Genomic DNA, 25102 nt, shown 5'->3' with positions numbered 1-25102 from the left:
GGGAGAGGAGGAACAGCGAAATGAGCGAGCTTTTCACGCTTGCGTGGAAACAAGCGATATGGAGCTTGTGACGACGAGAAAGGAGGACGGCCCTATGAAACAGGGTGCTTTGATTTTTGACGAGCAGACAGACCGCTACGACATCCGCTTTGACCTTGCGGACTATTACGGCGGCCTGCACTGCGGAGAAACTTTTGATGTGATGGTGGGCGGCAGATGGAAGCCGACCCGCATTGAAATGGCCGAGAACTGGTATCTGGTGGGAATCCATGCCGACGACCTCTCCGGCCTGCGGGTGCGGATTTAAGCCATCCGCCTGCCTGCTGACTTTCCAAAGGAGGGATAGCAGTTGCAGGAAGAAGTAGACCAGAAAACCATAGCGTTAGCGGTTAAGACGGGCAAGCTCACCGCCCAAGTGCTGCAAGCGGCCATCCGAAAATATCTGGCCGCCCGGCAGAAAGGGACGGGCAAGGTCCATCACGGACAGCAGAGCTTACGGCAGCTCAAAAAGGACGGTTCCGCCCTGTCCAACATTGAGATCACCGACGCCAACATTGGCCTGTTTAAGCCCTGCGCCAAGAAATACGACATTGATTTTACCCTGCGGAAAGACCGCACTACCCATCCGCCCCGGTATATCGTGATCTTCAAATCCAAGCAGGCGGACAATCTGGAACAGGCGTTTAAGGAGTTTACAGCCAAGAAGCTCAAACAGCAGGAACGCCCCTCCATCCGAAAGACCCTTGCCGTCCTGAAAGAAAAGACAGCGGCCAGAAGCAGCCAGCAGACCAAGGAGAAAATCAAGGAAAGGGGGCTGTCACGATGAAGCCGGAAATGAAAAAAATGATAATCGCCAACCTGCCCTACCTGCTGTTTGTGTACCTGTTCGGCAAGCTGGGACAGACCTACCGGCTGGCGGCTGGGGCGGACTTGTCGGAGAAGCTGCTGCACCTTGCGGATGGCTTTTCCCTTGCCTTTGAAAGCGCCGCCCCCAGCTTCCACCTGTTCGATCTGGCGGTGGGAGTGGTCGGTGCGGTGGCATTGCGGCTGATGGTGTACTGCAAAAGCAAGAACGCCAAGAAATACCGCCGGGGCGTCGAGTACGGCAGCGCCCGTTGGGGCGGGCCGAAAGATATAGCCCCGTACATCGACCCGGTGTTTGACAACAACATCCTCCTGACCCAGACGGAACGCCTTACCATGAACAACCGTCCCAAAGACCCCAAGACCGCCCGGAACAAAAATGTGCTGGTGATCGGCGGTTCCGGCAGCGGCAAGACGAGATTTTTTGTGAAGCCCAACCTTATGCAGTGCGTGTCCAAGGACTACCCGACCTCATTCGTGATTACTGACCCGAAAGGAAGTCTGATCGGCGAGGTGGGCCAGCTCCTTGTGCGGTGCGGCTACCGGGTAAAAGTGCTGAATACCATTAACTTTTCCAAGAGTATGCGCTATAACCCGTTTCGCTACATCCATTCGGAAAAGGACATTTTGAAGCTGGTAAACACGCTGATCTGCAACACCAAGGGCGAGGGCGAAAAGAGCGCCGAGGATTTTTGGATCAAATCGGAACGCCTGCTGTATTCGGCCCTCATTGGCTATATCTGGTACGAAGCGCCGGACGATGAAATGAATTTCACTACGCTGCTTGAAATGATAAATGCCAGTGAAGCCCGCGAGGACGACCCGGAATTTCAATCCCCGGTAGACCAGATGTTTGAACGGCTGGAAGAAAAAGACCCGGAACATTTTGCGGTGCGCCAGTACCGTAAATTCCTGCTGTCGGCAGGCAAGACCCGCAGCTCCATCTTGATAAGCTGCGGAGCCAGATTAGCGCCCTTTGACATCCGGGAGGTGCGGGAGCTGATGGAGGACGACGAACTGGAACTTGACACCATCGGGGATAAAAAAACGGCCCTGTTCCTGATTATGTCGGACACGGACACGACCTTTAATTTTATTCTGGCAATGGTGCAAAGCCAGCTTATCAACCTTTTGTGTGACCGGGCCGATGACAAATACGGCGGGCGGCTGCCCGTCCATGTGCGGCTGATTCTGGACGAGTTCGCCAACAGTGCGACACGTTCCTAACTGAAAAGGTTAGGCGTGAAGCTGAGAAAAAAATAAGAAAATTGAAAGGAGTTTCGAGAACAAATCAGTTTCATAGAACTGATATTCCGACAGGTGGAATGATGGGGTAACGCCCTGAAACGCCTGCCCTAAGACTGCGCCGGGCATGGTGCAAGCGCAAAGACGCACTGTGTCCGAGAGCGCGCGGAAGTCGGCGGAAGTCTGCCCTAACAGGTCAAGCCGAGGAAAGCGCCCCAGCGGTGGGGTGTGCAGATGATACGCCGGGGGTCTATAAAATGCCCATGGTGAGGATGTGCGGTGGAACGCACTGACGAAGCCCTGAATGTACGGGTCAAGACGAATGAGCCGCAGAAATGCGGTTGCCGCCTATGGCGGTGTGCGTGGGGACGAGTAAGAGTTGTTAGTATGAAACTCCCTGCGGCGTTACAGGCGCCGCCCAAGCGCACTGGCTTAAAGGGGCCACCTAAAGGTATATGCACAGATAGGAATATTGGAACGTGGAAAGGTTGGAGCATGGAGTGCATTGCGGCGCTGTGAAGTGCTAGCACGGAAAGCAGACTGTATAACGTGCCTTTATCCAACTGAGAGCGGTGCCGCGACCGTTGAAGCTGCTGTAATGGCGGTGGAGGAACAGGCACCAGTCGGCTTTGAAAGCAAGAATAAAAGAACAGTATTCATAGGTTCGAGTATGACTAAGAAAGGCACACCCCAAAGGAGGTATGCCGACTATGACAGTGAAGAAATTGCAAAAGAAAGCGAAACTGCGCAACGCTGAATACTTCGGCTTGCAGGAGGTATTGGATAGGCTCTATGCCCAAAGTGCGGAAAACAAACGCTTTACCGTGCTGATGGAGCTGGTGGCCGCTGATGAAAATATCTTACTTGCTTACCGAAATATCAGCAAAAACAAGGGTAGCAAAACGGCGGGAACGGACGGAAAAACTGTCCGCTACCTGTCAAAGTTCACAAACACAGCACTCATTCACTATATAAAAAGGCGGTTGGAGCAGTACCAGCCCCAGCCGGTGCGCCGGGTGGAAATCCCCAAAGGAGACACAGGGAAAACTCGCCCTCTGGGAATCCCTACGATTGCCGACAGGCTGATCCAGCAATGCTTCCTGCAAATTCTGGAGCCGATATGCGAAGCGAAATTCCATGAGCGGAGCAACGGTTTCCGTCCCAACAGGAGCGCAGAACACGCGCTGGCACAGTGTTATGCGCTGATACAAAAGCGCGGTCTGCATTATGTGGTTGATATTGATATAAAAGGGTTCTTCGATAATGTCAGCCACGGAAAACTGCTCAAGCAGATGTGGAATATGGGGATACAGGACAAGCGTGTGCTGAGTATCATATCCGCCATGCTGAAAGCAGAAGTTGCAGGAATCGGTTTTCCGCAAAAGGGGACGCCGCAGGGCGGTATCATTTCCCCACTGTTGTCCAATATCGTCTTGAACGAATTGGATTGGTGGATTGCCAGCCAGTGGGAGAATATGCCGACACGCAAAAACCGTGAATATGCGCGGTCTGACAATGGGGTTATTGACAAAAGCCAGAAGTATGAAATGCTCCGAAAAGGCTCTGTCCTAAAAGAGTGCTACATCGTCCGGTATGCCGATGACTTCAAAATCTTCTGCCGCAAGCGAAGCGACGCAGTAAAACTCTTTGCCGCTACAAGAGATTGGCTAAAGGAACGGCTGGGGCTGGACATCAGCCCCGAAAAGTCCAGAATTGTCAATTTGAAAAGGCAATACTCCGATTTTCTCGGCTTCAAGCTAAGAGCTGTGAGAAAAGGCGTCAAGAGCAACGGCACAGCAAAGTACGCGGTAGAATCGCACATGAGCGATAAGGCAGTCAAGAAAGTGAAGCGGCAAACGCGGGAAATGGTGAAAAGAATCCAATCCCAGGCAAATGTGAATGAGGAATACAAAGCCATTGGAGCCTATAACGCCTATGTTTCAGGTGTTCACAACTACTATCGTTATGCTACCCACATCAGCAAAGACATTCGTAAAATTGCCTTCGGCATCACTCGAACCATGCAGAACAGATTGAGAGAGCGCTTGCAAAAGCAAGGAAACCCTCTGCCCGCCTACATTGCGGAGCGGTATGGAAGAAGCAAGCAAATTCGCTATGTGAGTGGTCAGGCTGTTATCCCCATTGGATATATCCAAGCCAAAGCACCGCTCTACAAACGGCGGGAAGTGAACCAGTACACGGAACAAGGCCGCAGAAGTATTCACAAAAATCTGGAATCCGTAAATATGAGCATTTTACACTACCTCATGCGGAACCCGGTACAGTTTGCAAGTGTGGAACTGAACAACAACAGACTGGCACTGTATTGCGCTCAACATGGGTGCTGCGCCGTTACCAAACAGCCGCTTGAAATCGGGGACATTCATTGTCACCACAAGCTCCCGCGAGAGAAAGGCGGTAACGACCAATACGGGAATCTGGTGCTGGTTACAGAGACCGTCCATATTTTGATCCATGCCACTGATAGCGAGGTAATTGCACGCCTTGTTCAAACATTGCGGTTAAACGTAAGACAGCGTGCGAAGTTGAACACTTTGCGCAAAACAGCAGGCTTATTCTCAATCTAAACGCAATCGCTCACTGAAAACTGTATCTATTTACAATTTTTTCAAAGTCGATGGAACGCCGTGTGCGGTGAAAGCCGCACGCACGGTGTGGAGCGGGGGAAAAGACGGAAAGCGGCGCTGACGCGCCGCTCAGGTCTTACCTATCGCTATTCGGCCAAATTCCAAACTTTGACAAGCTGATCGCCACCATCCGAAGCCGGGAAATCTCGGCTTCTATTATTTTACAGAGCCAGTCGCAGCTAAAGGCCATTTACAAGGACGCGGCGGAAATCATTTCCGACAACTGCGACTGTACGCTGTTCCTTAGTGGCAGGGGCAAGAACGCCAAGGAGATCGCGGAGGTGCTGGGCAAGGAAACCATTGACAGCTACAACCAGAGCGAGAACCGGGGCGCGCAGACCTCCCACGGACTGAACTACCAAAAACTCGGAAAGGAGCTGATGAGCCAAGACGAAATTGCAACGATGGACGGAGGCAAGTGTATTTTGCAGGTGCGCGGCGTAAGGCCGTTTTTCAGTGAGAAATACGACATCACCCGCCACCCCCGTTATAAATACCTCTCGGACGCCGACAAAAAGAACACCTTTGATGTGGACAGCTACCTGTCGTCCCTGCGCCGGAAAAGGCGGCGCGTGGTAACGGAGGACGAACCCTTTGACCTCTACGACATTGAGCTGTCGGATGAAGATTTTGCCGCAGAATAAAGCGGCCATAGAGAAAGGAGCGTGACCGATGGGACACTCGGACGAATGGACATTTGCGGATTATTTCAGGTATGAGAAAGAAATCTACCGGGCAATCATTTCCGCTGCGGTGCTGTGCCAGTGGATCGCGGAACATGATACCCCGCCCACGGACGGGGAAGCCAAAGAACTTGCAAGGGAAATAGACCGCAGACTGTGTGAAGCATGGGGCGAAATTTTTTCGCTGGCTGTGCTGGAATGGCGGGACGGCCAGTAACTCCGGGCCGTCTGCGGATTGTGAGGCTGCCGCTATGTACGGCGGCTTTTTTGCACCCAAACACCATCACAATCTGAATTTATGGAGGTAAATTTATGGAATTTTTCAATAGTGCAGTTGATACTTTGCAGACCATCGTTGTGGGCCTCGGCGGAGCGCTTTGCGTATGGGGCGGCGTCAATCTTTTGGAGGGATACGGGGCGGACAACCCGGCAAGCAAGTCACAGGGAATCAAGCAGCTTGTCGCCGGAGGTGGCGTTGCCCTGATCGGCATGACCCTTGTTCCGCTGCTGTCCGGGCTGCTGGGATAACCCCATGTGTGTTAGAAAACCCTCCGCGCCCTCTCTGATCTGGGAGGGCGCGGGAAAGGAGGTGTCCCCACATGATCGGTGATTTAATCGGGGAATGGATCAAAGGAATCCTGATCGACGGTATCATGGGCAACCTGTCCGGCCTGTTTAACACAGTCAATACCAAAGTCGGGGAAATCGCGTCGGATGTGGGCAGTACCCCGCAGGACTGGAACGGCGGCATTTTTTCCATGCTGCAAAACCTGTCCGAAACGGTGATCGTCCCCATTGCGGCGGCCATTCTCGCCCTTGTGATGTGCTATGAGCTGATCGACATGATCGTGGAAAAGAACAATATGCACGACTTCGACAGCTCCATGTTCTTCCGCTGGATTTTCAAAAGCGCCTTTGCCATCCTCATTGTGACGAACACATGGAATATCGTCATGGGCGTGTTTGACGCCACCCAAGCCGTCGTCAACCAGAGCGCCGGTGTAATTATCGGAGATACCAGCATTGATTTTGACACGCTGCTGCCTGATCTGGAAAGCCGCCTTGAAGCAATGGACATCGGGCCGCTTCTCGGCCTGTGGTTCCAGACCCTTGTTGTGGGACTGACGATGAACATTCTTTCCATCTGCATTTTCCTTGTGACCTATGGAAGAATGATTGAAATTTACGCCGTGACCGCATTGGGGCCGATCCCCCTTGCCACGCTGGGCAATGCAGAGTGGCGCGGCATGGGCCAGAACTACTTGAAATCCCTGCTTGCGCTGGGCTTCCAAGCCTTTTTAATTATGGTGGTTGTCGGGATTTATGCGGTGCTGATCCGGCAGATCGGAACTGCCGACGACATATCCGGCGCAATCTGGGGCTGTATGGGCTATACCGTTTTGCTTTGCTTCTGTCTGTTCAAGACCGGCAGCATATCGAAAGCCGTATTTACCGCACATTGACAGACAGGAGGAATACCAACCATCAAAGAAACACAAAAGAAAACCTACAACATCCTTTACGCCGACCCGCCGTGGCGATATGAGTGCAAACGGACAGGGGCGGCGGAACATCACTATCCCACCATGAGCATTGATGAGCTGTGCACCCTGCCGGTGGAAACGCTGGCGGAAAAAGACTGCCTCTTGTTTTTGTGGGCGACTTTCCCCCAGCTCCCGGAGGCGCTGCGTCTGATTAAGGCGTGGGGCTTTTCCTTTAAGACCGTGGCCTTTGTCTGGCTGAAATTGAACCGCAAAAGCCCCACATGGTTTTACGGACTGGGCTATTGGACGAGAGGAAACGCGGAAATCTGCCTGCTTGCCAAGCGGGGCCATCCCAAGCGTTACTCCAAAAGCGTCCATCAGTTTATCATTTCCCAGGTGGAGGAACACAGCAAGAAACCAGACATTACCCGTGAGAAAATCATAGAGCTTGCGGGCGACTTGCCCCGCGCAGAACTGTTTGCCAGACAGAAAATCCCCGGCTGGGATGTGTGGGGCAATGAAGTGGACAGCGATTTTTCCCTGTCCGTACCAGAAACGAGGTGACTTTTTATGGCTTATGTAACTGTCCCCAAGGATTTAACCAAGGTCAAATCCAAGGTAGTATTCGGGCTGACGAAACGCCAGCTCATTTGTTTTGGCGGTGCGCTGCTTATTGGCGTCCCGCTTTTCTTTTTGATCCGGGGCCGCGTCCCGACCAGCGCGGCGGCGCTCATTATGGTGTTCGCCATGCTGCCGGGCTTTCTGCTGGCGCTTTACGAAAAACACGGCCAGCCCCTTGAAGTGGTGGTGCGCCAGATCGTAGAGTGCTGCTTCATCCAGCCCAAGGAACGGCCCTACCAGACCAACAACGCTTATACCGCCCTTGTGCGGCAATCCCAAATGGAAAAGGAGGTCAACGCCATTGTCCAAAAAGCAAAAGAACGAAACGAGCGCAAAAGCGCCGGTCAAGCTCACCCGCGCCGAAAAGAAAGAGATTCAGGCCGTCATCCGAAAGTATAAGGGCGACGGCAAGCCCCATTCGGCGCAGGCCAGTATTCCCTATGAGGCCATGTATCAGGACGGCGTGTGCCGGGTGACGCCCCGCACCTTTTCCAAGTGCATTGAGTTTACGGACATCAGCTACCAACTGGCGCAGGCGGACACCAAGACCGCCATCTTTGAAAACCTGTGCGACCTCTACAACTATCTGGACGCTTCCATTCATGTGCAGTTTTCCTTTATCAACCGCAAGATCGACCCCAAGCAGTACGCCAAGAGCTTTGAAATCCGGGCGCAGGGGGACGACTTCGACGACATCCGCAGCGAGTATTCCGACATTTTGCAAGACCAGCTTGTGAACGGAAACAACGGCCTGATGAAGCGGAAATTTATGACCTACACCATTGAGGCGGACAGCCTGAAAATGGCCCGCGCCAGACTGCGCCGGATCGAAACCGACCTTTTGGGCTATTTCAAGAGCATGGGGGCCTCCGCGTGGGGACTGGACGCCAAGGAACGGCTGGAAGTCATGCACAGCATTTTCCACCCGGACGGAGAACCGTTCTCCTTTGACTGGAAGTGGCTTGCCCCGTCGGGGCTTTCCACCAAGGACTTTATCGCCCCGTCCTCGTTCCGCTTCGGCAATGCCCGGATGTTCGGGCTGGGCGGCAAATACGGGGTGGTGAGCTTTCTGCAAATCCTTTCCCCGGAGCTGTCGGATGAAATGCTGGCCGATTTTCTCAATACGGAAAACGGCATTGTGGTGAACCTCCATGTGCAGGCCATCGACCAGAGCGACGCCATTAAGACGGTCAAGCGCAAGATCACCGACCTTGACGCCATGAAGATTCAGGAACAGAAACGAGCGGTAAGAAGCGGTTACGACATGGATATTCTTCCCAGCGACCTTGCCACCTACGGGCAGGACGCCAAGGAGCTGCTAAAGACCTTGCAGAGCCGGAATGAACGGATGTTCCAGCTTACCTTTTTGGTGCTGAATACCGCAGACACCCGGCAAAAGCTGGAAAACGATGTATTCTGGGCTGCTGGGATCGCCCAGAAATACAACTGTTCCCTTGTGCGGCTGGACTACCAGCAGGAACAGGGGCTTATGAGCAGCCTGCCGCTGGGGGCCAGCCACATCCAGATTGAACGCTCCCTGACGACTTCCAGCGTGGCCGTGTTCGTCCCCTTTGTGACGCAGGAGCTTTTTCAGGGCGGCGACGCCATGTATTACGGGATCAACGCCAAGACCGGCAACATGATTATGCTCGACCGCAAACGGGCGAGGTGTCCCAACGGGCTAAAGCTGGGGACACCGGGAAGCGGCAAAAGTATGAGCTGTAAATCAGAAATTTTGAGCGTGTTCCTCTGCACCCCGGACGATGTGTATATCTGTGATCCAGAGGCCGAGTATTACCCCCTTGTGAAGCGGCTGCATGGGCAGGTGGTGAAGCTGTCGCCTACCAGCAAAAACTATGTGAACCCGCTGGACATCAACCTGAATTACTCCGAGGATGAAAACCCGCTGGCCTTGAAATCCGACTTTGTGCTGTCGTTCTGTGAGCTTGTCATGGGCGGCAAGAACGGGCTGGAAGCCATTGAAAAGACGGTGATCGACCGGGCGGTACAGGTGATCTACCGGCCTTATCTGGCAGACCCCAAGCCGGAAAATATGCCCATCCTTGCAGACCTGCACAAAGCCCTGTTAGACCAGCATATCCCGGAGGCCGACCGGGTGGCGCAGGCCCTTGACCTGTATGTGTCCGGCAGCTTAAATGTGTTCAACCACAGAACCAACATCGACATTCAAAACCGCATTGTGGCCTTTGACATCAAGGAGCTGGGCAAGCAGCTAAAGAAAATCGGTATGCTCATTGTCCAAGACGTGCGCTTTGTTTCTTGTTAATCTCCATAGAAATATGGAACAAAGCAAGACAGATTTCTAATGAAATCTGAACTCTATATTCGATTTGACAGGGGAAGTTCCTGTCTGACCCGGTGTGACGGGTTACAAAAATTCTAATCTCCGACGTGCATTTCATTGTGACAGGTGAATTGTACGAAGCTCGGTGAAAAGCGGGGAAGAAGCTTGAGACAGCTTGGATAACCGCAAGAAGCTATAAATTAGTCATGTCCAGTATATTTTGTTGCAATCGACAAAAGTCCTGAGTGTAAGGCTCGTAAACGATGGGATGATAACACAGCCATCCTCCCCATGTGGGGTGCTGTCGCCGTTGAAATATGTCTTGGTGGAAAACGGCAGAAAACCGGAATGGTCGAATGTCACTGGCAATCAATCACACAAGCCAGTGATGGCAGCCGGGTCAGAGGGACGGGCTAAAACTAAATGTAAAGCTAGAATATAGGGAACAAAGGAACCGTGGACGGCGCTCCGGTACATGCCGGTGCAAGTAAGGTGTCACCCTTGCCGCACAGGTAGGAAATGACCTGTTAATCCACGGGGCATCAGCCCGTAGTAGTGATGAAGCTCCTGTAATGGGAGTGGAGCGAAGGGGCATAGTTAATATGGATTCGTATGTGAACAGAAAGTCGAGGAAGCCGTAGGCAAACCTGACTAAAACCAGAAACACAACCTCGGAAGGAGGTGGTGCGTATGGCACAACAATTCGACTGCCCAAAAACTGAAACTGAATTACGCACTTTGTTAGACGAATTGTATCAACAAAGCAGGAAAGCCAGACAGGAAGGAAAATACCCTGCCTTCAAAGGCTTACTGGAAATTATGTCAGCAGAAACAACGATTGTGACTGCAATTCACAATATCAAGAGCAATCATGGGAGTGATACTCCCGGTGTCGATAACAAGACTATGCGGCGGGAATATCTGCAAAAACCCTACCGATGGGTTATTAACGACATCCAGAGAGCTTTTGAAAAGTTTGAAGCACAGAAAATACGCAGGAAATATATTGACAAACCGGGGAAAAAGGAAAAGCGTCCGTTAGGTATTCCTACAATACGGGACCGCATTGTACAGGAATGTATGCGTATCGTGTTGGAACCCATTGTAGAAGCGCTATTCTTTGAACATTCTTATGGTTTCCGCCCAATGAGGGATACGGCAATGGCGCTGGAAAGACTGAATTTCATCACTTTCCACACAGGTTATTACTGGTTTGTGGAAGGAGACATCAGTAAATGTTTCGACTATATCGACCACGCTATACTTCTCCGCAGACTATATCATTTGGGAATTAAAGACCGGCGTGTGCTTCAAATCATCAAACAAATGCTGAAAGCAGGCGTTCTTGATGAATGTGAAGTAAATGAAGAAGGCACTATGCAGGGCGGGATTATCAGCCCTCTGCTTGCAAATGTCTATCTCGACATTATGGATGAATGGGTAACAAAACAGTGGGAACTGAAAAACACCACCCACAAATACAATCAGGATTCCGCAAAAAGAAGGGCATTGAAAAAGACCAGACTGGTGCCGGGATTCCTAGTGAGGTATGCCGACGATTTTGTAATTATTACAGATAGCCGGGAACATGCTGAATTTTGGAAATCATCGTTAAAGGAATTTCTGGAAACAGAGATGAAGCTGACATTATCCAAAGAGAAAACACTGATTACGGATGTAAGAAAGAAACACGCCACATTTCTCGGATACGAGTTTAAGGTAGTAAAGGGGAAAGGCGAACATGGTTATGTTACCAGAACACAGCCGGACAGAGAAAGACTGAAACGCAAAGTTGATGTGATAGCGGATAATATTAAGAAAATCCCACGGGATACAAGCCGTGAAAAGCTGATTGATGAAATCAATCGGATTAACAGCCAGATACGAGGGGTCATCCAGTATTATCAATGCTGCACATGGGTTAGCGTGAGCATGGACAAATATGGCAGAAAGATACAACTTGCAGCGAGCCGCCGGCTCAAACAGTATAAAGGGAAATGGATTCGAGCCAAAGATACGCAGAACCTTCCCCGAATACACCAGAATTACAGGCAAAAGATACCTTCTGTCAAATACCGTGACATCTATGTTGGAGTTACATCGCTCACGTTCTGTAACTGGCAGGAAACGAGAGGGAAAAATCCAAAAGAAACGCCCTATACTGCCGAAGGACGGGAAATCAATTTCAGGCGCACTAAGAAGAAGCGCATACAAGCCAGATTGGATGATGTGTATTCAGAAAATGCGTCAATCGCTGTCTTAAAGGGTAAATGGGGCTATCTGAACAATTTTGAGTTTGTCATGAATAAGGCATACGCCCTGAACCGTGACCGGCTCAAATGCAGGGTTTGCGGAAAATGGTTGATAGACCATGCTCCATACACCCATAGAATTAACCCATATCTTCCGCTGGATAAAGTAAACCGTGTCAACAACCTTATATCAGTACACAAGAAATGCTCTATGGCGATTAACACGCCGGGCATGGACATCAGTGATTATGAAAAACAAGTGCAAAAGAAGATTTTAAGTTATAGGGAAAAACTGGTAGTTTCACATACACGCAACAACTAATCCGTATTGATGGAGCGCCGTGTGCGACGAAAGCCGCACGCACGGTGCGACGTGGGGGAAAATCCGTCCTGACTACCATATCGGGAGATATGGCAAAAGCGGCGGATTACCTATCACAATCAGATTTGGGGGCGCGTCACCCAAAACCGCAGCAAGGGCAAGGCGACATGGTATTTCTGTGATGAGTTCCACTTGCTTTTGCGTGAGGAACAGACGGCGGCCTTTTCCTGTGAGATTTGGAAGCGTTTTCGTAAGTGGGGCGGGATTCCCACAGGTGCGACGCAGAATGTAAAAGACCTGCTTTCCTCCCCGGAAATTGAGAACATTTTGGAAAACAGCGACTTTATCTGCCTGTTAAATCAGGCCAGCGGCGACCGCAAAATTCTTGCGGAACGGCTGAACATTTCGCCCCAGCAATTACGGTATGTGGACAATTCCGAACCCGGCGAGGGGCTTCTCATTTACGAAAATGTGATCCTGCCCTTTAAGAACCCCATCCCGAAAAACACCCAGCTCTACCAGATCATGACGACCCGGTTAGGCGAGGGGGCGACGGTATGAGCGCCTTAACGCATTTCAGCCTGTTTTCCGGGATCGGCGGGATCGACCTTGCGGCGGAAGCCGCAGGGTTTACCACCGTATGCCAGTGCGAATGGGCGGATTTCCCGATGGAAGTTTTGAAAAAGCACTGGCCGCAGATACCAAAATTTAAGGACATTACCACAGTGACAAAGGAGGCATTTTTTGAAAAAACAGGACGAGAAACCACCACGCTTATTTCCGGGGGATTCCCCTGCCAGCCCTTTTCCAGCGCCGGGAAACAAAGAGGATTTGAGGACGAACGGTATTTATGGCCCGAAATGCTCCGCGTTATCCGGGAACTGCACCCCTCTTGGGTGCTTGGAGAAAATGTTGCTGGCTTCATCCATCTGGGGCTCGACAAGACGGTTTTTGACTTGGAGCAGGCAGGCTACGCCGTTAGGGTTTTCGTACTTCCTGCTGTCGCCGTCGGCGCATGGCATGAGCGCAAAAGAACTTTCATCATCGGCCATGCTGCTTCCCACGCCCCTTGCCAGCGACACGGGGGATGTGGGGAAAACTGTCGATGTGCGGATGACCCCGACCGGGAGCTTCCGAAAATACAATCCCAGCGGAACCGTATGGACGGCGCGGCTGTCATGGGCGGTTTACAAACTGCTGGGCAGCCCGCCGGGGGATGTGAAACTGAATCCCGACTGGGTGGAATGGCTGATGGGATTCCCCCGGAGATGGACGGACATTCCATGTGGGCCAAAGAACCGGCGCAAATCCCGTACTTAATCAGCGACCCGCCGGCGAATGTGGCAAAGCGGTTAAAGACTTTGGGAAACGCAGTTGTTCCCCCGCAGGTGTACCCCATCCTGCGCTATATTGCAGAGATTGAAACCGGGCGCTGTCGGAACAGACAGCAAGGAGGTGATCGGATATGGAACCCTTAAAACCCCGCGACAAGGTAACGCAGCACATGACCCGCGACGGCCTGACGCTGGATAACCAGACCACCGGCGAAAGCGTCAATGTGTCCAGCCGGGAGGCCGAGCAGGAATACACCGCCCAGCCGGAGGGCGCGGCGGAAAAAATACTGGAACGGGCGGACGAACTGCACGACCGCCACAGGGCAAAGAAAGCGGCCAAGGACGCCGGGGAAACCGTGGCGCAGGCCACCGGCCCCGTTTCCCGGTTGCAGTTTACCGCCGAGGAACGGGCCTCCCCGGAGCTGACCCCGTATATCAGAAAGGCAGAAAAACGGGCGGATAAGCTGGAAGCGGCCAAAGAAGCCCTGCCGAAAAAGCGTGTTGTCACCAAGGAAACTGTCTATAACGAGGCCAAGGGCAAGGCCAAAAGCAGGCTGTATTTTGACAAGGTGGAGAAAGCCCCTCCCCAGCTCAAACCAAACCCGGCCAGCCGTCCCATACAGGAAGCTGGGCTTTACCTCCACGGAAAAATCCATGAGGTAGAACACGAAAATGTGGGCGTGGAGGGCGGCCACAAGGGGGAGGAACTGGCGGAACGGCAGGCGGGCCGCATGATCCGCAGCGGCGTCCACCGCCACAAGCTCAAACCCTACCGGGCCGCAGCCAAGGCCGAGCGAAAGTCCATCGCCGCCAACGCCGAGTTTGCGTATCAAAAATCCCTGCGGGACAACCCGGAGCTGGCGCAGGCGGCCAAGAACCCCGTTTCCCGTTTCTGGCAGAAACAGCACATCAAGCGGGAATACGCCAAGGCAGCAAGGGCGGCGGGCCAGACCGCACAGGGGGCGGCAAGCACCGCCAAGACCACGGCTGCCGCAGCCAAGAAAGCCGCAGAGAAAAGCAGACAGGCCGCGTCCTTTGCCGCCCGGCACTGGAAAGGGGCGCTGATCGTCGGCGGCGTGGGCCTCATGCTCCTACTGGTGATGGGCGGCCTGCAATCCTGCACCGCCATGTTTGGCAGCACCGGGACGGGCCTTGCCGCCACCTCCTATCTCTCCGAGGACAGCGATATGCTGGGAGCCGAAGCCGCCTATGCCGCACTGGAAGCAGACTTGCAGCATGAACTTGACAACTACGAAAGCCTGCACCCCGGCTATGACGAATACCGTTTCGATCTGGACGAGATCAAGCATGACCCCTATGTGCTGACCTCCATCCTCTCCGCGCTGCATAACGGCGTGTTCACTTTGGGGGAGGTACAGGGCGACCTTGCCATGCTCTTTGAAAAGCAGTACATCCTGACCCAGACCATCGAAACGGAAACCCGCTACCGCACCGAAACGAGGACGGACAGCGAGGGAAACACCTACACCGTGGAAGTCCCCTACACCTACTATATCTGTAATGTGAAGCTGGAAAACTTTGACCTGTCCCACCTGCCCATCTACATTCTCACCGAGGAACAGATGGGCTTTTATGCTGCCTATATGCAGACTTTGGGCAACCGGCCAGACCTGTTCCCCAACGGCAGCTATCCCCACGCCTCCACCCCGAAAGAGCCGACCTACTATGAAATCCCCCCGGAGGCGCTAAAGGACGAAGCCTTTGCCGCCATGATTGCCGAGGCGGAAAAGTATGTGGGCTATCCCTATGTGTGGGGCGGCAGCTCCCCAAGCACCAGCTTTGATTGTTCCGGCTTCATTAGCTGGGTTATCAATCATTCTGGCTGGAATGTGGGACGCCAGACGGCGCAGGGGCTTTACAACATCTGCACCCCCGTTTCCCCGGAGCAGGCCAAGCCCGGCGACCTTGTATTTTTCGTCGGCACTTACGACACTGCCGGAATGTCCCATGTGGGGCTGTATGTGGGAAATTCGGTCATGCTGCACTGCGGCGACCCCATTTCCTACACGAACCTTAATTCAAGCTACTGGCAGCAGCATTTTTATTGTTACGGGCGTTTGCCTTAAACGCCAGAAAGGAGGGCCTATCAACATTGTTTCTTTTGGAGGCGGTACGAACAGTGCCGCCTTGCTTGTCGGGCTTTATCAGCACAACATCCCGGTTGACCTGATTCTGTTTGCAGATACCGGGGCGGAACATCCCCATACCTATCAGTTTATCCAGTGCATGAATCAATGGCTGTCTGAACATGGTATGCCGCAGATCACCACCGTGGAAAAGGTTGACCGGGCGGGCAATCGCCTGACCCTTGAAATGGAATGTCTGCGTTCCTGCACCCTGCCGTCCATTGCCTACGGGCATAAGCGGTGTTCCCTCAAGCACAAGATCGGGCCGCAGGAAAAATTCTGCAACCACTACGCACCCTGCCGGGAGGTTTGGGCCGGCGGCGGCAAAGTCAACCGCTTTATCGGTTTTGACGCCGGAGAAATGCGGCGGTATCTGCGTTCCCGCAAAATTGATGAAGCCGACAAGAAATATTACAACCATTATCCCCTGATTGAAGAATGGGGCTGGGACAGGAGCGATTGCGTCCGGGTGATTCAGGCGGCAGGATTGCCGCAGCCGGGCAAATCCTCCTGCTTTTTTTGTCCCAGCATGAAGCAGCCGGAAATTTTGAATCTGAAAGAACACGATCCCGCCTTGTATCAGCGTGCGCTGGCGCTGGAAGCCAACGCCATGCCCAACCTAAAAACCGTAAAAGGATTGGGACGCAACTACTCATGGCAGGAACGATTTGGAAAGGAGTAAATCACTATGGCAATGAACAAATTGGAGCGCATTGAAAAGGATATTGAGAAAACCAAGGGCAAGATCGCGGAGCTGCAAAAGCAGCTTCGGGAGCTGGAAGCGGCCAAGACCGAACAGGAAAACTTGCAGATCGTCCAGCTTGTGCGCGGCCTCAACATGACCCCGCAGGAGTTCGCCGCCTTTGTGCGCGGCGGCGCGTTGCAGGCGGCCCCGGCCCCGATCCCGGACTTTGAACAGGAGGACAGCGCCCATGAAGAAATCTAAACTGTTCCGCACTTTGACGCTGGCTGTGGCCGCTGCGCTCTGCATGGCGACCACAACCGTTACCGCCTACGCCGGGGGCGCTGACCCTGACCCTGTGCCACTGCCTGAAACCACCGAGGCCCCCGCAGAAGTGCCGGAGGAAACCGAAGAACCTACCACCGGCGGCATGGAGCCGGAGGGCGTACCCGTTACCCCGCAGGGCAACGCCGCGCTGGTGGATGACTTTTTCGGGGATAAGCAGCTTATCACCGTTACCACCAAGGCCGGGAATTATTTTTACATCCTGATCGACCGAGCCAACGAGGACAAGGAAACGGCGGTGCATTTCCTCAACCAAGTGGACGACGCCGACCTGCAAGCCTTGTTGGAGGACGGGAAAAAAGAGCCGGAGGTCTGCACCTGTACGGCCAAATGTAAAGCCGGGGCCGTCAATACGGCCTGCCCGGTCTGTAAAAACAACCTGACCGCCTGCAACGGGCCGGAGCCGAAGCCCCAGCCAGAGGAAGAAAAACCGCAGGAGGAAAAGCCAAGCGGCATGGGCGGCCTTGTGGTGTTCTTTGTGGTGGTGCTGCTGGGCGGCGGCGCAGCCCTCTACTTCCTGAAATTCAAAAAGGAAAAAGCCGACACCACAGGCAATGACGATCTGGCCGAGTATGACTTTGGCGAGGACGAGGACGACGAGGACGAAGCCCCGGAGCCGGACGAGGATATGACAAGTGAAGATGGAAATAAGGAGGACGAAGTATGAGCTATCAGTTAGTAATTGCAGAGAAACCAAGCGTAGCCCGCAGCATTGCGGGTGTGATCGGCGCGGACAAGAAACAGGACGGCTATATGGAGGGAAACGGCTATCTGGTGAGCTGGTGTATCGGCCACCTTGTTTCCCTTGCCGACGCCGGGACTTATGACGAGCGTTTCAAAAAATGGCGCTATGACGACCTGCCGATTCTGCCGCAGGAATGGCAGTACATCATTCCCGACGATAAGAGAAAGCAATTTGACACCCTGCGTTCTTTGATAGAGCGCCCCGATGTTACCGGCCTTGTGTGCGCCACCGACGCCGGGCGCGAGGGGGAATTGATTTTCCGTTTTGTCTACCAGATGGCGGGCTGCAAGAAACCGTTTCAGCGCCTTTGGATTTCCAGCATGGAGGACGCGGCCATCAAGGACGGCTTCGCCCACCTGAAACCGGGAACCGATTATGATAGCCTGTATCAGTCGGCCCTTTGCCGGGCGCAGGCGGATTGGCTGGTAGGGATCAACGCGACAAGACTTTTCTCCATCCTCTACCACAAGACCCTGACCGTGGGCCGCGTCCAGACGCCGACCCTTAAAATGCTGGTTGACCGGGAGGCCAAGATCAGCAGCTTTCAGAAAGAGAAATACCACATCGTCCAGATCGCGGCGGGCGGCATGGAGGCGGCCAGTGAACGCATAGGAAACGCAGACGACGCCAAGACCCTGAAATCCGCCTGTGAAACGGCGCAGGCCGTTTGTGTGTCGGTAACACGGGAGGAAAAAACGGAGCAGCCGCCCCGCCTCTATGACCTCACCACCTTGCAGCGGGAGGCAAACCGCCTGTTTGGATTTACCGCCAAGCAGACCCTTGACTATGCCCAGCAGCTTTACGAAAAGAAGCTGCTGACCTATCCCCGCACCGACAGCCAGTATTTGACCGATGATATGCTGCCAACGGCGGAAAGCCTTGTGTCCGGCCTGTGGCCTCTGCTTCCCTTTGCGGCGGGGCTTGACCTGTCCCCGCAGTTTGGCCGGGTGCTGAACAGCAAAAAGGTGAGCGACCACCACGCCATTATCCCGACAATGGAATTTGTGCAGAAAGGCTTTGACTGGCTGACCGAGGGGGAAAAGAAACTGCTGTCCCTTGTGTGCTGCAAGCTGCTGTGCGCCGTGGCCGCGCCCCATGTGTATGAAGCTGTCACCGCCACATTCACCTGTGCCGGGAACACCTTTACCGCCAAGGGAAAAACCATCCTGACCCCCGGCTGGAAAGAGCTTGACCGCCGCTTTAAGGCGTCGTTCAAAACAGACGCCGACGACACCGCCCCGGAGCCTGTGCGTGAACTGCCGGAGATCACCGAGGGACAGACCTTTGACAAGGTAACTGCCGCCGTCACCGAGCATTTCACCGCACCGCCAAAATCCTACACGGAAGATACCCTGCTTTCCGCCATGGAGCGCGCCGGTGCGGACGATCTGCCGGAGGACGCCGAGCGGCAGGGATTGGGAACCCCGGCCACCCGCGCTTCCATCTTAGAAAAGCTGGTGCAGATGGGCTTTGTGGAGCGCAGGGGCAAACAGCTACTTCCCACCAAGGACGGCCACAACCTTGCCTGCGTGCTGCCGGAAGTGCTGACCTCTCCCCAGCTTACGGCACAGTGGGAAACGGAACTGACGGCCATTGCCAAGGGGCAGGCCGACCCGGAGGGCTTCATGGCTGGCATTGCAGAAATGACAAGGGGCCTGATTGCAAACTATTCCCAGATCAGCGAGGACGCACAGAAGTTGTTTCAAACCGAGCGTGTGGTTATCGGCAAATGTCCGCGCTGCGGGGAAAGCGTCTACGAGGGCAAAAAGAACTACTACTGCGGAAACCGAAGCTGCCAGTTTGTCATGTGGAAGAATGACCGATTTTTTGAGGAACGGGGCAAGGCGTTCACTCCGAAGATCGCCGCCGCACTGCTTAAAGACGGAAAGGCAAAGGTAAAGGGCCTGCGCTCCATGAAAACCGGCAAAACCTATGACGGGACGGTGCTTTTGGCTGATACTGGCGGCAAGTATGTGAACTACCGCGTGGAACAGAGGGGCAAGAACTAAAAACAGCAAGCATAGGGAGTGTAGCCACACTCCCGGCAAAATCCCTGACCCGGCGCACCTGCCGGGCCGGGGATTTTCTCTTTGGGGAAGCCCCAAACCCCTTGTATCCAGCAAATTTACAATTCATCTATTCCAAGATACACCGTGTCATAGTATAATAAAGCCAACGATAATATCCGTTTGAGGTGACAAGTGTGAAAATATTAGTTAGTGCTTGTATTATGGGAGTGGATTGTAAATACAATGGAAAAAACAACAAAAATCTAACAGCTATCAACTACTTAAAAGATAAAGAAATTATTTGCATTTGTCCAGAGCAATTAGCAGGTATGGCTACTCCCAGACCTTGTGCAGAGATTGTGAATGGTGTAGTAACAGACGAAAATGGAAATGATGTTGATTTGGAATATAAACGAGCAGTATCAATGGCACTATCCCAAATTCAACATGAAGATATTGAGTTAGCTATACTACAATCCAGAAGTCCTACCTGCGGAGTAAACCAAATATATGATGGTAGCTTTACCGGAAAGTTGATTTCTGGAATGGGATTATTTGCAAAGGCATTAAAAGAACGAGGCATCAAAGTTATTGATGTTGAAGAAGTAGAAAACTTTAATTTGTTAGACTGTTCCCAGCTTTAATCAATCTAACCCAAACTTTCAAAATTGAATATCAGCCGCTTATTATCGGCCCACCCAGCAGGAAATCTTTCAAAGGTTTCCTGCTTTTCTTATGCCATTTTTCAGAAAGGATGTGAACCCGAAATGTCTTACAGTTCCTACGACCATGACGATTTAGAACCGGCCAGCACTATGCGGATCGAGCGCCGGATTTACTTTGAAAGCGGCAAGGCCGATCTTTCCGAAGCGGTAAAGCTGCCCCTTGCGGAGCTTCTTTCCCTGCGGGCGGAAAGCGCCGCCGCAGAACAGGAAGTGTTTGACCGCCTGAAAGAACAGGCTGCCGCATGGGAGGAACAGGCCGGAAGAACCCTGTTTCTGGACAAAGCCCTTGAATATGCCCGGACGCTTCCCGTTACCCATACCGCAAACCAGTGGGAGGCCCCGGACGAATACCGCCATATCCGCAGCAACATGGTTTACCAGATGAATTACTCCATTTCCGAGAATACCCGGTATGACAGTGCCGCCCAAAAATCCGTCCCCTACTCGTGGACACTCCGCTGGAGCCTCCGCACTAACGCGCCGGGCAGCTACCGGCAGGCCAAGATCGCCGGACAGGATCGGAAAGTCTTTGCCAGCCGGGAAGAACTGGACAAGTACCTGAATGGCCGGATCAAAGCCCACGAACATTACTTTACCGAAATTTCCCCGGCCATCCCCAAGGAATACGCCGACTATTTCAAGGTCAACGGCTGCCTGCTCCCCGGCTACACCATCGAGGGAGAGGAACCGGCAAAAGCCGCAGAGCTTCCCGCGCAGGAAGAAACCGCGCAGCCGCAGCAGACCGCAGCCACCCCGGAAAGGAGGGAACCCGTGAACGAAGTATTTTCCATTTTTCTTGATAACCGCGCCGAAGCGCAGACCGGCGGACCGCATGGCTACTGGCTTTCCCTGCCGACTTCCGCCGAGCAGGTACAGGAAGCCCTAAAGGAAATCCACATCACCGCCGACAACCAGCAGGACTTGTTCATTGGCGGCTTTTCCGCCCCGGAGGGAAAACCTCTGGAACTGCCAGAGGATTTGATAAAAGCCGCCAGCGTGGACGAACTGAACTTCCTTGCCGCCCAGCTTCAAAGGCTGGACGCCGTGGAGCTTGCGGAGCTGAACGCCGCCATGCAGTCCCCGGCGAAAATGCAGACCATCGGGCAGCTTTTGGACTACGCTGAAAACACCGATTGTTTTGTCTTAATCAACGCCAAGGACAACCGCAGTCTGGGGGAATATTACCTGAATGATTCCGGGCTGTTTGTTGTCCCCGACCCGTGGAAACCGGCCATTGACACCGACCGGCTGGGAAGTTTTATCGCCAACGAGGAACAGGGAACCTTTACCGATTACGGCTATATCCTGCGAACCAGCGACGAATGGCAGCGTGTCCATGAGGGCCAGCCAGTGCCGGGACAATACCGGGTGATGGCCTATCCTGCGCCGGAAATTCTGCGGGATGAAAGCAAGGTGCAGCCGGAGGCGGCAGCCCCCGCAAAGGCCCCGCAGCCTGTCACCCCCATTCTCTTAAACGGCCAGAACAGCGCCGAGCGCATGAAAGAGATCACCGACCGGCTGGAAACCGGCATACAGGAGCTTTTCGAGAGTGAACGCTACAAAGCCTATCTCACCACCATGTCCAAGTTCCACAGTTACAGCTTCAACAACACCCTCCTGATCGCCATGCAGGGCGGACAGCTTGTGGCGGGCTACAACAAGTGGCGGGATGATTTTCACCGCAATGTAAAGAAAGGCGAAAAGGCCATCAAGATACTGGCCCCGGCCCCGTTCAAGGCGAAAAAGGAAGTGCAAAAGCTGGACGCACAGGGCAGGCCGGTGATGGGTAAGGACGGAAAGCCTGTTACCGAAGTACAGGAAATACAGGTTCCGGCCTTTAAGATCGTTTCTGTCTTTGATGTGAGCCAGACCGAGGGGGAACCGCTGCCATCTATCGGCGTGGAAGAACTGACCGGCAGCGTGGAACGCTACGGGGAATTTTTCAAGGCGCTGGAACAGACCTCCCCGGTTCCCATTGGTTTTGAGGACATTCCGGGCGGTTCCCACGGCTACTACCACCTGACGGAAAAGCGGATCGCCATTCAGGAGGGCATGAGCGAATTACAGACCCTAAAGACGGCCATCCATGAGATCGCCCATTCCAAGCTCCACGCCATCGACCCGGAAGCCCCGGCCATAGAGCAGGCCGACCGCCCCGACAGCCGCACCCGCGAGGTGCAGGCTGAAAGCGTGGCCTATGCCGTCTGCCAGCACTACGGGCTGGACACCTCCGATTATTCCTTTGGCTATGTGGCCGGTTGGAGTTCCGGCAAGGACTTGAAAGAGCTGAAAGCCTCCCTTGAAACCATCCGGGCCACCGCCCATGAGCTGATTACCACCATTGACGGCCACCTTGCCCAGCTTCAGCAACAGCGGCAGGCCCAGCAGGAACAGCCGCAGGCCGCCGAGCAGCCAGACCCGGACAGCGTATTTTCCAAGCTGTCCCCGGAGCAACAGCAGGAAATGACCGCCAGCGTAAAAGCCATGCTGAAAACCCTCATTGAAGCGGATTTGAAATCTACCGGCGAAGTGTCGCAGGGAACCAAGGAGGCGGCGCAGGCGCAGGGCTTTACCATTGCCGGGGACGGAACGCTGGAACAGGCAGAAGCCCCGCAGGAGGCCGCCTACCATCTGGAAAGCGGCGATTACCTGTATATCCAGACATCGGAAACCGGCTACGATTACACACTGTACGGCCCCGACTACAAGGAACTGGACGGAGGCCAGCTTGACAATCCCGACCTGACCCTTGCGGAAGCCGGAAAAGAAATCCTTGCCATCCATGAGCGACCGGCGGGGATGATGGAACCCCTGACCGGCGACAGGTTGGATGGTTTTCTGGAAGCAACCGAACAGGCCAACGCCATTCCCCAGCCGCAGGCATGGAACGGGATCGACGGCCTTTTGAATGGAAAGCCGTTCATGCCGGAGGCGTCCCCGGCTGACCGGGCCGCTGCCCTGATTGAGCTGGCGGAGAAAAACGCCCCCCGTTTGGGCAGCGAGGAACGGCAGTTGATCGTGGCCTATGCCGAGGCCGTGGGCGATAACGACAAGGTGATCGGGCTTATCAACCGCCTGTGTGAACAGGGCTACGAGCTGCAAAAGGGCCAGATGGATTCTTTTGTGAAAAGCGAGATCGAAAGTGAGATTGCCGTTGCCAACGCCCAGCGGCAGATCGCGCAGAATCCGGCAGCGGAGCCGGTTGTCACGATCCTTTGGAGTGAAAGCCTCCATCTGAAAGACGGCCAGCAAATGCCGCTGCATGAAGCCGAGGCCGTTTTCAAGGAGCTGGACAGCGCCAGACGCCATGAACGGGAGCAGCCGGGCTATACGGGCCATTGGTACGACAAGACCAAGTTCCGCATTGATTTTACCATGCAGGGCCAGCCGGACAGCTACGAGGGACGGCAGGACTTTGGCGACGGGGACGGTTCCCTGATCCAGCATATCCGGGGCTACCACGAATACTACGCACAGGATGAAAGCTGGAAAAACCATGTGCTGCACCATGAGGGGCCGGAGGCATGGGAGGCGGACAAGGCCCAGCGGGATATGCTGCTGCATGAGTTCATCCCGTATATGGAGTTGCATTGCAATCTGGCCGCTATGGAGCAGGAGGCCCGGCGTCCCCTGCAATCCGGGGAAACCCTGACGCCGGAACAGACCGCTTATTTCAACGCGGTTCTGGACTATGTAAAGGAGTGCCGCCCGCTTCTCAATCAGGGCCAGTACCACTTGCCGGAGCCGCCGCAGCTTGCCGATTTCGACCAGAGCTTGCAGAACTATAAAAAACAGATCGAGGCAGAGCTGGAACAGGAGGCCGCCGCTTCCGGGCTGACGGTGGAGGAATATGTTGCCTCTGACTATGAGGCCCCGGCGCAGCCCAACTTTTCCATCTACCAAGTGCCGCCCGGCCCGGAGGGGCGCGACTTCCGCTACCGTTCCTATGAGGACTTGCAGGCGGACGGGCTTTCGGTGGACAGGAAGAATTATCAGCTTGTCTACACCGCGCCGCTGGACAAGGACACCACACTGGACGAGATTTACCGCCGCTTCAACATAGAACATCCCGCCGATTACAAGGGACATTCCCTCTCTACGGGGGATATTGTGGTGTTCCGGCAGGATGGGAAACAGACCGCCTATTATGTGGACGAGGGAGCCGACTACCGGCAGGTGCCGGAGTTTTTCGCCCAGCCGGAAAAGCAGCTCACGCCGGACGAGTGCATGACCGGCGAACAAATCCAGACGCCGAGGGGCCGTTTCTATCTGACCGACAGGAGCCGTGAACAGATGGAGGCCGCCGGGTATGGATTCCACCACCAGTCGGAGGACGGCAGGTATCTTATTATGGCAAACGGCACAGGGACATTTGCCATCCCCGCCCAGCAGGAAAGCCATATCAAGACGGCGGAAATGTCCACCGAGCAGAACTACAACATGATCGACGGCATGATGAACAATGCCCCGTCTATGGAGGAACTGGAAGCAAGGGCAAAAGCCGGGGAACAGATTTCCCTTTTGGATGTGGCCGAGGCAGCCAAGGCGGAGGCCCAAAAGCCCAAGCAGACCCGAAAGACAACGCAGAAACAAAAGAAACCGTCCATCCGGGCGCAGCTTGCCGCCGCCAAGGAGGAACAGAAAAAAAAGCCCCCGGCGCGGGAAAAATCAAAAGAAATGGAGGTATGAGG

At 54.0% G+C, this 25102-nt stretch carries 18 protein-coding genes and 4 pseudogenes; all 22 read left to right on the top strand.

Annotated elements, in window-relative coordinates:
- Positions 1-94: 94 nt before the first annotated feature.
- The 22 genes and pseudogenes from AB5Z01_RS09455 (at position 95) to AB5Z01_RS09350 (ending at position 25100) form a co-directional block, all read left to right on the top strand.
- Positions 95-307: a DUF5348 domain-containing protein gene (locus AB5Z01_RS09455; protein WP_008689697.1), complete on the top strand. Its 213-nt coding sequence runs from the start codon at positions 95-97 to the stop codon at positions 305-307.
- Between the two features lie 42 nt (positions 308-349).
- Positions 350-826, top strand: a complete 477-nt coding sequence (locus AB5Z01_RS09450; RefSeq protein WP_368365494.1) for a PcfB family protein — start codon at positions 350-352, stop codon at positions 824-826.
- Positions 823-2073 (top strand): annotated as a pseudogene (locus tag AB5Z01_RS09445) (VirD4-like conjugal transfer protein, CD1115 family); the annotation flags it as partial. The gene AB5Z01_RS09450 and the pseudogene AB5Z01_RS09445, both read left to right, overlap by 4 nt.
- A 556-nt stretch (positions 2074-2629) precedes the next feature.
- Positions 2630-2866: a hypothetical protein gene (locus AB5Z01_RS09440; RefSeq protein ID WP_368365493.1), complete on the top strand. Its 237-nt coding sequence runs from the start codon at positions 2630-2632 to the stop codon at positions 2864-2866.
- Positions 2811-4697: a group II intron reverse transcriptase/maturase gene (ltrA, locus tag AB5Z01_RS09435; RefSeq protein ID WP_368365492.1), complete on the top strand. Its 1887-nt coding sequence runs from the start codon at positions 2811-2813 to the stop codon at positions 4695-4697. The genes AB5Z01_RS09440 and ltrA overlap by 56 nt, the downstream gene beginning before the upstream one ends.
- A gap of 152 nt (positions 4698-4849) precedes the next feature.
- Positions 4850-5401: pseudogene (locus AB5Z01_RS09430) on the top strand (type IV secretory system conjugative DNA transfer family protein); the annotation flags it as partial.
- 28 nt (positions 5402-5429) lie between these two features.
- Entirely contained in the window at positions 5430-5657 is a 228-nt protein-coding gene (locus AB5Z01_RS09425) for a hypothetical protein (protein ID WP_008689695.1), read from the top strand.
- A gap of 95 nt (positions 5658-5752) precedes the next feature.
- Positions 5753-5968 carry a Maff2 family mobile element protein gene (locus tag AB5Z01_RS09420; RefSeq protein ID WP_002566673.1) on the top strand — a complete coding sequence of 72 codons (216 nt, stop codon included), beginning with the start codon at positions 5753-5755 and terminating at the stop codon, positions 5966-5968.
- Positions 5969-6039: 71 nt separating this feature from the next.
- On the top strand, positions 6040-6903 hold the full coding sequence (locus AB5Z01_RS09415) for a VirB6/TrbL-like conjugal transfer protein, CD1112 family (protein ID WP_215637037.1): 864 nt from the start codon (positions 6040-6042) through the stop codon (positions 6901-6903).
- A gap of 21 nt (positions 6904-6924) precedes the next feature.
- Positions 6925-7488: an MT-A70 family methyltransferase gene (locus AB5Z01_RS09410; protein WP_368365497.1), complete on the top strand. Its 564-nt coding sequence runs from the start codon at positions 6925-6927 to the stop codon at positions 7486-7488.
- A 6-nt stretch (positions 7489-7494) separates the two neighbouring features.
- Positions 7495-7944: a PrgI family protein gene (locus tag AB5Z01_RS09405; RefSeq protein WP_022788455.1), complete on the top strand. Its 450-nt coding sequence runs from the start codon at positions 7495-7497 to the stop codon at positions 7942-7944.
- Positions 7847-9811: pseudogene (locus tag AB5Z01_RS09400) on the top strand (VirB4-like conjugal transfer ATPase, CD1110 family); the annotation flags it as partial. The gene AB5Z01_RS09405 and the pseudogene AB5Z01_RS09400, both read left to right, overlap by 98 nt.
- 729 nt (positions 9812-10540) lie before the next feature.
- A complete protein-coding gene (locus AB5Z01_RS09395) occupies positions 10541-12424 on the top strand; it encodes a reverse transcriptase domain-containing protein (protein WP_257367359.1) in 1884 nt (627 codons plus the stop codon).
- Between the two features lie 117 nt (positions 12425-12541).
- Positions 12542-12985 (top strand): annotated as a pseudogene (locus tag AB5Z01_RS09390) (VirB4-like conjugal transfer ATPase); the annotation flags it as partial.
- Positions 12982-13902, top strand: a complete 921-nt coding sequence (locus AB5Z01_RS09385) for a DNA cytosine methyltransferase (RefSeq protein WP_368365491.1) — start codon at positions 12982-12984, stop codon at positions 13900-13902. The pseudogene AB5Z01_RS09390 and the gene AB5Z01_RS09385, both read left to right, overlap by 4 nt.
- On the top strand, positions 13890-15845 hold the full coding sequence (locus tag AB5Z01_RS09380; protein WP_368365490.1) for a C40 family peptidase: 1956 nt from the start codon (positions 13890-13892) through the stop codon (positions 15843-15845). The genes AB5Z01_RS09385 and AB5Z01_RS09380 overlap by 13 nt, the downstream gene beginning before the upstream one ends.
- A gap of 19 nt (positions 15846-15864) precedes the next feature.
- A complete protein-coding gene (locus tag AB5Z01_RS09375; protein WP_368365496.1) occupies positions 15865-16587 on the top strand; it encodes a phosphoadenosine phosphosulfate reductase in 723 nt (240 codons plus the stop codon).
- Positions 16588-16593: 6 nt separating this feature from the next.
- On the top strand, positions 16594-16851 hold the full coding sequence (locus AB5Z01_RS09370) for a DUF4315 family protein (RefSeq protein WP_003509287.1): 258 nt from the start codon (positions 16594-16596) through the stop codon (positions 16849-16851).
- Positions 16838-17599 carry a DUF4366 domain-containing protein gene (locus tag AB5Z01_RS09365; protein ID WP_368365489.1) on the top strand — a complete coding sequence of 254 codons (762 nt, stop codon included), beginning with the start codon at positions 16838-16840 and terminating at the stop codon, positions 17597-17599. Before AB5Z01_RS09370 ends, AB5Z01_RS09365 begins: the two co-directional genes overlap by 14 nt.
- Complete coding sequence (locus tag AB5Z01_RS09360) at positions 17596-19686, top strand: DNA topoisomerase 3 (RefSeq protein WP_368365488.1); 2091 nt, start codon at positions 17596-17598, stop codon at positions 19684-19686. The genes AB5Z01_RS09365 and AB5Z01_RS09360 overlap by 4 nt, the downstream gene beginning before the upstream one ends.
- 194 nt (positions 19687-19880) lie before the next feature.
- Positions 19881-20330 (top strand): DUF523 domain-containing protein, encoded by a 450-nt coding sequence (locus AB5Z01_RS09355; RefSeq protein ID WP_215637042.1) that lies wholly within the window; start codon positions 19881-19883, stop codon positions 20328-20330.
- 123 nt (positions 20331-20453) lie between these two features.
- Complete coding sequence (locus AB5Z01_RS09350) at positions 20454-25100, top strand: LPD25 domain-containing protein (RefSeq protein ID WP_368365487.1); 4647 nt, start codon at positions 20454-20456, stop codon at positions 25098-25100.
- The last annotated feature ends 2 nt before the right edge of the window (positions 25101-25102 follow it).

The sequence above is a fragment of the Ruminococcus sp. RTP21359st1_H3_RTP21359_211015 genome, assembly GCF_040909065.1.
Taxonomy (GTDB): Bacteria; Bacillota; Clostridia; order Oscillospirales; family Ruminococcaceae; genus Hominimerdicola; species Hominimerdicola aceti.
The sequence above is the reverse complement of the archived record's forward strand: the minus strand, read 5'-3'. Positions and strand labels throughout refer to the sequence as shown.